This window comes from Dietzia sp. B19, assembly GCF_014145155.1.
In the GTDB taxonomy this organism is placed as follows: domain Bacteria; phylum Actinomycetota; class Actinomycetes; order Mycobacteriales; family Mycobacteriaceae; genus Dietzia; species Dietzia natronolimnaea.
In genome coordinates this window covers 1-8,775 of sequence record NZ_JAALED010000025.1, presented here as the reverse complement: position 1 = coordinate 8,775, position 8,775 = coordinate 1, and the positions used below count along the sequence as shown (strand labels likewise).

The following is an 8,775-nucleotide window of genomic DNA, read 5'->3' as shown; positions in this document are numbered from 1 at the left end:
TCCCGCCTCGGACTCACCGGCTGGCCGCGCTCGGCGGAGGAGTCCATCGTGGCGCGCGACGCGATCCTGGCCCGGGACGCCGGCGCGCGGGTCCACATCTGCCACGCCTCCACCACGGGCACGGTCGAGCTGCTGAAGTGGGCGAAGGCGCAGGGGATCTCGATCACCGCGGAGGTCACCCCCCACCACCTGCTCCTCGACGACACGAGGCTCGAGACGTACGACGGGGTCTACCGGGTCAACCCGCCACTGCGCGAAGCCCACGACACCCTCGCCCTGCGTGACGCGCTCGTCTCGGGGGTGATCGACTGCGTCGCCACCGACCACGCCCCCCACGCCGCCCAGGAGAAGTGCTGCGAGTTCGCGGCCGCCCGCCCGGGCATGCTCGGGTTGGAGACGGCGTTGCCCATCGTGGCGGCCCTCCTGGTCGAGTCGGGGGAGATGAGCTGGCGCGATCTGGCCCGCGTCATGAGCACGCGGCCCGCCGAGATCGCCGGTCTCACCGACCAGGGGCGCCCGATCGAGGTCGGGGAGCCCGCCAACCTCGCCGTCGTCGATCCCGACTCCCCGTGGACCGTCGTCGGGGAGGAACTCGCAAGTCTGTCCGCCAACACCCCCTACCAGGGGATGACGTTCGCCGCCCGGGTCGTGGGCACCGTATACCGGGGCCGCATGACCAGCCGCGACGGAGAGGTACTCGCATGACACAGGACGTCTGGACCCTGGTGGGCGTGATCGTCGTCTTCCTCGGCCTGCTCGGGTTGATGGCATGGGGCTGGCGAAATCGCAGCCGATCCCAGGCCGGCCTCTTCGACACGCTGCCGGAGGTTCCCGCCGAGACCGGTGACGTGGTGCTGGGACCGCTGACCGGCGTGTACATCGGCAGCACCGTGGCGGGTGACTGGCAGGCGAGGATCGCCCGGGCACCGCTCGGCCACCGCTCGGCCGCCACCCTCACCGCGTTCACCGGTGGACTCCGGCTCGACCTCGCCGACGCCACGGTGTGGATCCCCCGCGCCGACCTGGTGGACGTGCGACGCGCCTCCGCCCTCGCCAACAAGACCGTGCCCGGCGGCGGGATCCTCGTCGCCCGATGGCAGGTCGACGGCCACGACGGCCCCACCCTGATCGACTCCGGCTTCCGGGCCGACGACAAGGACTCGTACCCCCGCTGGGAGGCCCTGCGCGGCGACGCCGCACCGCCCACCCGGCCGGACACCCCCCGCTCCACCACCGAGGAGAACAAGTGACACCGCACAACGGAACCACCGTCGCACCAGGGGGCCGCGCGCCCGCCGCCCTCGTCCTCGAGGACGGCCGCATCCACCGCGGCACGGCGTTCGGGGCGACCGGGACCACCCTCGGGGAGGCCGTCTTCACCACGGGGATGTCGGGGTACCAGGAGACCCTCACCGACCCGTCCTACCACCGGCAGATCGTCGTCAGCACCGCTCCGCAGATCGGCAACACCGGGTGGAACGACGAGGACGGTGAGTCGCTGCTCGACGGCCGGAACGGCGGCGGTCGGATCTGGGTGTCGGGTCTGGTGATCCGGGACCTGTCACGCCGCGCCTCCAACCACCGGTCCGAGCGCACGCTCGAGGACGAGATGCTCGCCCAGGGCATCGTGGGGATCGCCGGGGTGGACACCCGGGCGGTCGTCCGCCACATCCGGGATCTCGGGGCGATGAAGGCCGGCATCTTCTCGGGTGAGGACCTGGTGGACGACGAGTCGATGCTCGCGACCGTCCGGGCCCAGGAACCCATGGCCGGGGCGTCGCTGGCCGAGGCAGTCTCGACCGACACCGCCTACGTCGTGGAGCCCGAGGGGCGGGCACGCCATTCCGTGGCGGCGCTCGACCTGGGCATCAAGACCAACACCCCCCGCATGCTCACCGCACGCGGCGTGCGGGTCCACGTGCTCCCGTCGGACGCGACCCTGCAGGACGTGCTCGACCTCGACGTGGACGGGGTGTTCCTGTCCAACGGCCCCGGGGACCCGGCCACCGCCGACGCCGCCGTGCACCTGACCAAAGAGGTCCTGAGCCAGGGGATCCCGTTCTTCGGGATCTGCTTCGGCAACCAGATCCTGGGCAGGGCGCTCGGGCTCGAGACCTACAAGATGAGGTTCGGCCACCGCGGGATCAACATCCCGGTGGTGGAGAAGGCGACCGGGAGGGTCGCCATCACCTCCCAGAACCACGGGTTCGCGCTCCGCGCCCCGGATACCGAGACCTGGGAGACACCCTGGGGCACCGCCACCGTCACGCACGTGTGCGCGAACGACGCGACCGTCGAGGGGGTCGCCCTCACCGACGGCTCCGCCTTCTCCGTCCAGTACCACCCCGAGGCCGCGGCGGGTCCCCGTGACGCCGCCGACCTCTTCGACCGCTTCGTCAGCCTGCTCGACTCAGCAACCGGTGACACCGCCGCCCACGGTTCCGCAGACTCCAGAAAGGGCTCGAACTGATGCCCCGCCGCACAGACATCAACCACGTCCTCGTGATCGGTTCCGGACCGATCGTCATCGGCCAGGCCTGCGAGTTCGACTACTCCGGCACCCAGGCCTGCCGGGTACTCCGCGCCGAGGGGCTGCGCGTCACGTTGGTCAACTCCAACCCGGCCACGATCATGACCGACCCCGAGTTCGCCGACAGCACCTACATCGAGCCGATCACGCCCGAGTACATCGACAAGATCTTCGTCAAGGAGGCGGCCGACGGACACCCCGTCGACGCCGTCCTCGCCACGCTGGGCGGCCAGACCGCGCTCAACGCCGCCATCCAACTCGACGCGCAGGGGATCCTGACAAAGCACGGCGTGGAGCTGATAGGCGCCGACATCCCCGCGATCAACCGCGGTGAGGACCGTCAGACCTTCAAGGACATCGTCGCGAGTGTGGGAGGCGACTCGGCACGCAGCGCCGTCTGCCACACCATGGACGAGGTCCACGCGACCGTCTCCGAACTGGGTCTGCCCGTCGTGGTCCGGCCGTCGTTCACCATGGGCGGGCTCGGCTCCGGCCTGGCCTACACCACCGAGGACCTCGAGCGGATCGCCGGCGGCGGGCTGTCCGCCTCGCCCACCGCGAACGTCCTCATCGAGGAATCGATCCTCGGGTGGAAGGAGTATGAGCTGGAGCTCATGCGCGACAACAAGGACAACGTCGTGGTGGTGTGCTCGATCGAGAACGTCGACGCACTGGGCGTCCACACCGGCGACTCGGTCACCGTCGCCCCGTCGATGACGCTGACGGACCGCGAGTACCAGGACATGCGCGACCTCGGCATCGCGATCATCCGCGAAGTCGGCGTGGACACGGGCGGTTGCAACATCCAGTTCGCCATCAACCCCGTCGACGGTCGCCTCGTGGTGATCGAGATGAACCCACGCGTCTCACGGTCCTCGGCGCTGGCGTCCAAGGCCACCGGGTTCCCCATCGCCAAGATCGCCGCCCGGCTCGCCATCGGCTACTCGCTCGACGAGATCACCAACGACATCACCGGCGAGACCCCGGCGTGCTTCGAACCGACCCTGGACTACGTGGTGGTCAAGGCCCCCCGCTTCGCGTTCGAGAAGTTCCCGGGTGCCGACGACACGCTCACCACCACCATGAAGTCGGTGGGCGAGGCGATGAGCCTGGGCCGCAACTATCGCGAGGCGCTGGGCAAGGTGATGCGCTCGCTGGAGACCAAGGCGGCCGGCTTCTGGACCCTGCCCGACGAGACGATCGCGCCCGGACGGTCGACCGACGTCGACGCCGTCCTCGCGGACCTCGTGCGCCCGACCGAGGGCCGGATGTACGACGTCGAGCTGGCGCTCCGCCTCGGCGCGACCGTCGAACAGGTCCACGAGGCCTCCGGGATCGACCCGTGGTTCCTCGAGGAGGTCGCCGCGCTGGTCGAGCTCCGTCAGGAGATCGTCGACGCACCGGTGGTCGACGAGGCGCTGCTGCGCCGCGCGAAGCACAACGGCCTGTCCGACGCCCAGATCGCGGCTCTGCGGCCCGAGTTCGCGGGCGCCGAGGGCGTCCGGCGTCTGCGTCACCGGCTCGGCGTGCGGCCCGTCTACAAGACCGTCGACACCTGCGCCGCGGAGTTCGAGGCCAAGACCCCGTACCACTACTCGACCTACGAACTCGACCCCGCGGCCGAGTCCGAGGTCGCCGCCCAGACGGAGCGCGAGAAGGTCATCATCCTGGGCTCCGGACCCAACCGGATCGGGCAGGGCATCGAGTTCGACTACTCGTGCGTCCACGCCGCGCTCACGTTGTCCGAGGCCGGGTACGAGACCGTGATGGTCAACTGCAACCCGGAGACCGTCTCGACCGACTACGACACGGCGGACCGTCTGTACTTCGAGCCGCTGACGTTCGAGGACGTCATGGAGGTCTACCACGCCGAGTCCGGGTCGGGAACCGTCGCTGGAGTCCTCGTCCAGCTCGGCGGCCAGACCCCGCTCGGCCTGGCGGCACAGCTGGAGGAGGCCGGCGTCCCGATCGTGGGGACCAGCCCGTCGGCCATCGACCTCGCTGAGGACCGGCGCGAGTTCGGCGAGGTCCTGGTGAGGGCCGGTCTGCCCGCACCCGCGTTCGGGACGGCCATCAACGCCACGGAGGCCACGGAGATCGCGGCGCGCATCGGCTACCCCGTGCTCGTCCGACCCTCGTACGTGCTGGGCGGGCGGGGGATGGAGATCGTGTACGACGAGTCGTCGCTGCGGTCGTACATCGAGCGCGCCACCGAGATCAGCCCGGACCGCCCGGTCCTGGTCGACCGCTTCCTCGACGACGCGGTCGAGATCGACGTCGACGTGTTGTGCGACGGCACCGAGGTCTACCTGGGTGGCGTCATGGAGCACATCGAGGAGGCCGGCATCCACTCCGGGGACTCCGCGTGCGCCCTCCCGCCCATCACCCTGGGGCAGGACGACATCGACCGCGTCCGCCGCTCCAGTGAGGCACTGGCGTTCGGCATCGGCGTCAAGGGACTGATGAACGTCCAGTACGCGATCAAGGACGACGTCCTGTACGTGCTCGAGGCGAACCCCCGCGCCAGCCGCACCGTGCCGTTCGTCTCCAAGGCGACCGGCGTGCACCTCGCCAAGGCGTGTGCCCGCATCATGATGGGTGAGACGATCGCCGAGCTCAAGGCCGAGGGGCTCCTCCCATCCGACCGGGACGGCGGTTCGCTCCCGGCGGACGCGCCGGTCGCCGTCAAGGAGGCGGTCCTCCCGTTCAACCGTTTCCGCACCCCCGAGGGCAACCCCGTCGACTCGCTGCTCAGCCCGGAGATGAAGTCGACCGGTGAGGTCATGGGCATCGGCCCCAACTTCGCCGTCGCCTTCGCCAAGGGCCAACTCGCGGCCGAGGGCGTCCTCCCGACGTCCGGGACCGTGTTCGTCTCGGTCGCGAACCGGGACAAGCGGTCCATGGTGTTCCCGGCACAGCGCCTCGCCGCGCTCGGGTTCACGGTCCTGGCCACCGAGGGCACCGCGCTCATGCTCCGGCGCTACGGGATCGCGTGCGAGACCGTGGCGAAGCTGACCGAGGCCGGGGGAGGGCCGGTCGACGAGCAGGGCGACCCGGTCCGGACGATCGTCGACCGGATCAACGCCGACGAGGTCGACCTGATCCTCAACATCGCCTCGTCCACCGGGGGGACCCGCGCCGACGGGCACGAGATCCGCTCGGCCGCGATCACCCGGAGGGTCCCGTGTATCACCACCGTCCAGGGCGCGACGGCGGCGGTGCACGGCATCGAGGCCATCCGGCGCGGTGACGTCACGGTGAGCCCCCTCCAGGAGTTGCACAGCGGGTTCGCCGCCCGATGACCGGGGGCGCACCCCGAGACCCGTTCGGTGCGCGGCTGCGGTCCGCCGTCTCCGCACGCGGGAACCTCTGCGTGGGGATCGATCCCCACCCGGCGCTCCTCGAGTCCTGGGGGCTGGGAGTGGACGCCGCCGGGGTCCGCGAGTTCTCCCGCCGGTCCCTGGAGGCGTTCGGGGATCTCGTGCCGGCGGTCAAGCCCCAGGTGGCGTTCTTCGAGGAGCACGGTTCCGCGGGCTTCGCGGTCCTCGAGGAGGTCCTGACGTCGATCGCCGAGTCGGGAGCGCTGTCGATCGCCGACGCCAAGCGCGGGGACATCGGATCCACCATGGCCGGGTACGCCCGGGCCTGGTTGGCCGCGGACTCACCACTGGCCTGCGACGCCCTGACCGTGTCCCCGTACCTGGGGGTGGGCTCGCTCGAGGCCGCCTTCGACACCGCATCGGCGAACAACCGCGGGCTGTTCGTGTTGGCCCGCACCTCCAACCCTGAGGCGGGGGGCCTGCAGGCGGCCACGGGACCCTCCGGAACGGTCGCGCAGTCGGTCGTGGACGAGGTGGGCCACCGGAACGCCGCATCGGGGCCCGGCACGCCGGGCCCGTTCGGTGTCGTCGTGGGCGCGACGGTCGCCGACCCGCCCCGACTGGACGGTCTCCGCGGCCCGGTCCTCATGCCGGGAGTGGGGGAGCAGGGGGGGACGCTCGCGGACGTCCGGAGGATCGCCGGGCCCGCGTTGGCCCACACCCTCGTCAACGTCTCCCGGCACGTCCTGCGGTCGGGCCCGGACGTCGGGGCGATGCGTGCGGTGGTCCGCGATCTGGCCCGTACCTACCGTTTCGTCGGGTCCGCCTGAGGGGTCCGGCACCCCGGCGGAGTGCTGGCGTCACACGGGACGGCTGGCGTCACAGGGGCCACGTCGCCGGGAGCAGACGCCGTGACCCGGTCGCCCCATTTAGGGCGGTTCGGTTCGCGGGAGCACGCGACCGGCGTTAGTCTTCTCCTCACCTCACACGTCAATCCGCAGTTCAGGCGGGGTGCCACGCCGGGCCCCGCGCGACGACGAGGCCATTCGGCCGCGTACTGTTGCTGAGGTCATCAGGCCCGACGCCGTGCCGGTCTCCCGCGAGGGGGGCGGAATCGCCCGGGTACGGTGAGCACGAGGGAGCGCCCGCTCCCGGCACGAGCCGCAGCCCGCGGACGCGCCGGGGTCGGTCACCGCACACCACACGTGGATGTCCTACGGTGGACACCCGCGTGAGTCATGAGACACACACGAACGAGACGGAGGAATTGTGGCCCTTCCCCAGTTGACCGATGAGCAGCGTGCAGCTGCTCTGGAGAAGGCGGCTGCCGCCCGTCGCGCCCGGGCTGAGCTCAAGGAGCGCCTGAAGCGTGGTGGCACCGACCTCAAGCAGGTGCTCAAGGATGCCGAGAGCGACGAGATCCTCGGCAAGATGAAGGTCTCGGCGCTGCTCGAGGCCCTGCCCAAGGTCGGTAAGGTCAAGGCTCAGGAGATCATGACCGAGCTGGAGATCGCACCGACGCGTCGCCTGCGTGGTCTCGGAGACCGCCAGCGCCGCGCACTGCTCGAGCGGTTCGACTTCACGGTCGACTGATCGACGCATGAACACACCGTCATCCGGGGTCTCGTCCCCGGAAGCGACGGCGAAGAGGGGCCGGCTGATCGTCTTGGCCGGCCCCTCCGCCGTCGGCAAGTCAACCGTCGTGGCACGGCTGCGTGACCGCGTGCCGGACCTCTACTTCAGCGTCTCCATGACCACCCGGGACCCACGTCCCGGCGAGGTCGACGGGCGCGACTACCACTTCGTCAGCACCGAGGAGTTCCGCGAGGCCGTCGACCAGGGACGGATGCTCGAGTGGGCCGAGATCCACCGGGGCCTCCAGCTCTCGGGCACCCCGGCCGACCCGGTCCGCCGCGCCCTCGAGGAGGGCCGGCCGGTCCTCATCGAGGTCGACCTCGCCGGCGTCCGGCAGATCCGTGAGTCCATCCCCGAGGGACGTACCGTGTTCCTGTCCCCGCCGTCGTGGGAGGAACTCGAGCTCCGTCTCCGCGGCCGGGGTACCGAGCCGCACGAGGTCGTCACCCGCAGGCTCGAGACGGCGAAGGTCGAGATGGACGCCCGCGGGGAGTTCGACGAGGTCGTCGTCAACGACGAACTCGAGGTCGCGGTCGACGAGTTGGTATCATTGCTGGTCGGCCAAGACTGACGCCGAATCCGACGCGAGAGCACCACCCCAGGCCAGAGCACCACCCAGGCTGTACCCAGAGGAGAACCCATAGTGGCCACCATCGAAGCCGCAGCGGCAGCCCCGTTGTACGACACCCCGATCGGCATCACCAACCCCCCGATCGACGAGCTCCTCGAGCGGGCGTCCTCCAAGTACGCCCTGGTGATCTTCGCCGCCAAGCGCGCCCGGCAGATCAACTCGTACTACAACCAGATCGAGGAGGGCATCCTCGAGTACGTCGGTCCCCTGGTCGACCCCGGTCTGCATGAGAAGCCGCTGACGATCGCGCTGCGCGAGCTCCATTCCGACCTGCTCGACTGCGCCGAGGGAGAGTGACCCACTCCGGGGGCGACGTGCGGCGCACGCGCGTCGTCGTCGGGGTCGGCGGCGGAATCGCCGCCTACAAGGCCTGTGGCCTGATCAGGCTCCTCACGGAGTCCGGGTGCCACGTCGACGTGGTCCCCACCGAGGCGGCCCTGCGGTTCGTCGGGTCCGCCACCTTCGAGGCACTGTCGGGGAACCCGGTCTCCACCGGGGTGTTCTCGGACGTGCCGTCGGTCCGCCACGTCGCCCTCGGGCAGCGGGCGGACCTCGTCGTGGTCGCCCCCGCGACGGCCGATCTGCTCGCGCGGGTCGCCTCCGGGCGCGCGGACGACCTGCTCACCTCCACTCTTCTGACCGCGCGGTGCCCCGTGCTG

General features: G+C 70.6%; 9 protein-coding genes. All 9 read left to right on the top strand.

The window, feature by feature from the left end; genetic code table 11:
- Positions 1-705 (top strand): dihydroorotase (locus G6020_RS01250; RefSeq protein ID WP_182609399.1); only part of this gene is annotated, 705 nt, incomplete at its 5' end.
- Positions 702-1,250 carry a hypothetical protein gene (locus G6020_RS01245; RefSeq protein WP_182609398.1) on the top strand — a complete coding sequence of 183 codons (549 nt, stop codon included), beginning with the start codon at positions 702-704 and terminating at the stop codon, positions 1,248-1,250. The genes G6020_RS01250 and G6020_RS01245, both read left to right, overlap by 4 nt.
- Positions 1,247-2,470 carry a glutamine-hydrolyzing carbamoyl-phosphate synthase small subunit gene (gene carA, locus G6020_RS01240; protein WP_182609397.1) on the top strand — a complete coding sequence of 408 codons (1,224 nt, stop codon included), beginning with the start codon at positions 1,247-1,249 and terminating at the stop codon, positions 2,468-2,470. The genes G6020_RS01245 and carA overlap by 4 nt, the downstream gene beginning before the upstream one ends.
- Entirely contained in the window at positions 2,470-5,832 is a 3,363-nt protein-coding gene (gene carB, locus G6020_RS01235) for a carbamoyl-phosphate synthase large subunit (RefSeq protein WP_182609396.1), read from the top strand. Before carA ends, carB begins: the two co-directional genes overlap by 1 nt.
- Entirely contained in the window at positions 5,829-6,680 is an 852-nt protein-coding gene (pyrF, locus tag G6020_RS01230; RefSeq protein ID WP_182609395.1) for an orotidine-5'-phosphate decarboxylase, read from the top strand. Before carB ends, pyrF begins: the two co-directional genes overlap by 4 nt.
- A gap of 439 nt (positions 6,681-7,119) precedes the next feature.
- Complete coding sequence (gene mihF, locus G6020_RS01225) at positions 7,120-7,443, top strand: integration host factor, actinobacterial type (protein ID WP_007631925.1); 324 nt, start codon at positions 7,120-7,122, stop codon at positions 7,441-7,443.
- 7 nt (positions 7,444-7,450) lie between these two features.
- Positions 7,451-8,056: a guanylate kinase gene (gene gmk, locus G6020_RS01220; RefSeq protein WP_182609394.1), complete on the top strand. Its 606-nt coding sequence runs from the start codon at positions 7,451-7,453 to the stop codon at positions 8,054-8,056.
- Positions 8,057-8,128: 72 nt separating this feature from the next.
- On the top strand, positions 8,129-8,413 hold the full coding sequence (gene rpoZ / locus G6020_RS01215; protein ID WP_107747549.1) for a DNA-directed RNA polymerase subunit omega: 285 nt from the start codon (positions 8,129-8,131) through the stop codon (positions 8,411-8,413).
- Positions 8,410-8,775, top strand: a 366-nt coding sequence (locus tag G6020_RS01210; RefSeq protein ID WP_347238279.1) for a flavoprotein, incomplete at its 3' end; no start/stop codon positions are given. The genes rpoZ and G6020_RS01210, both read left to right, overlap by 4 nt.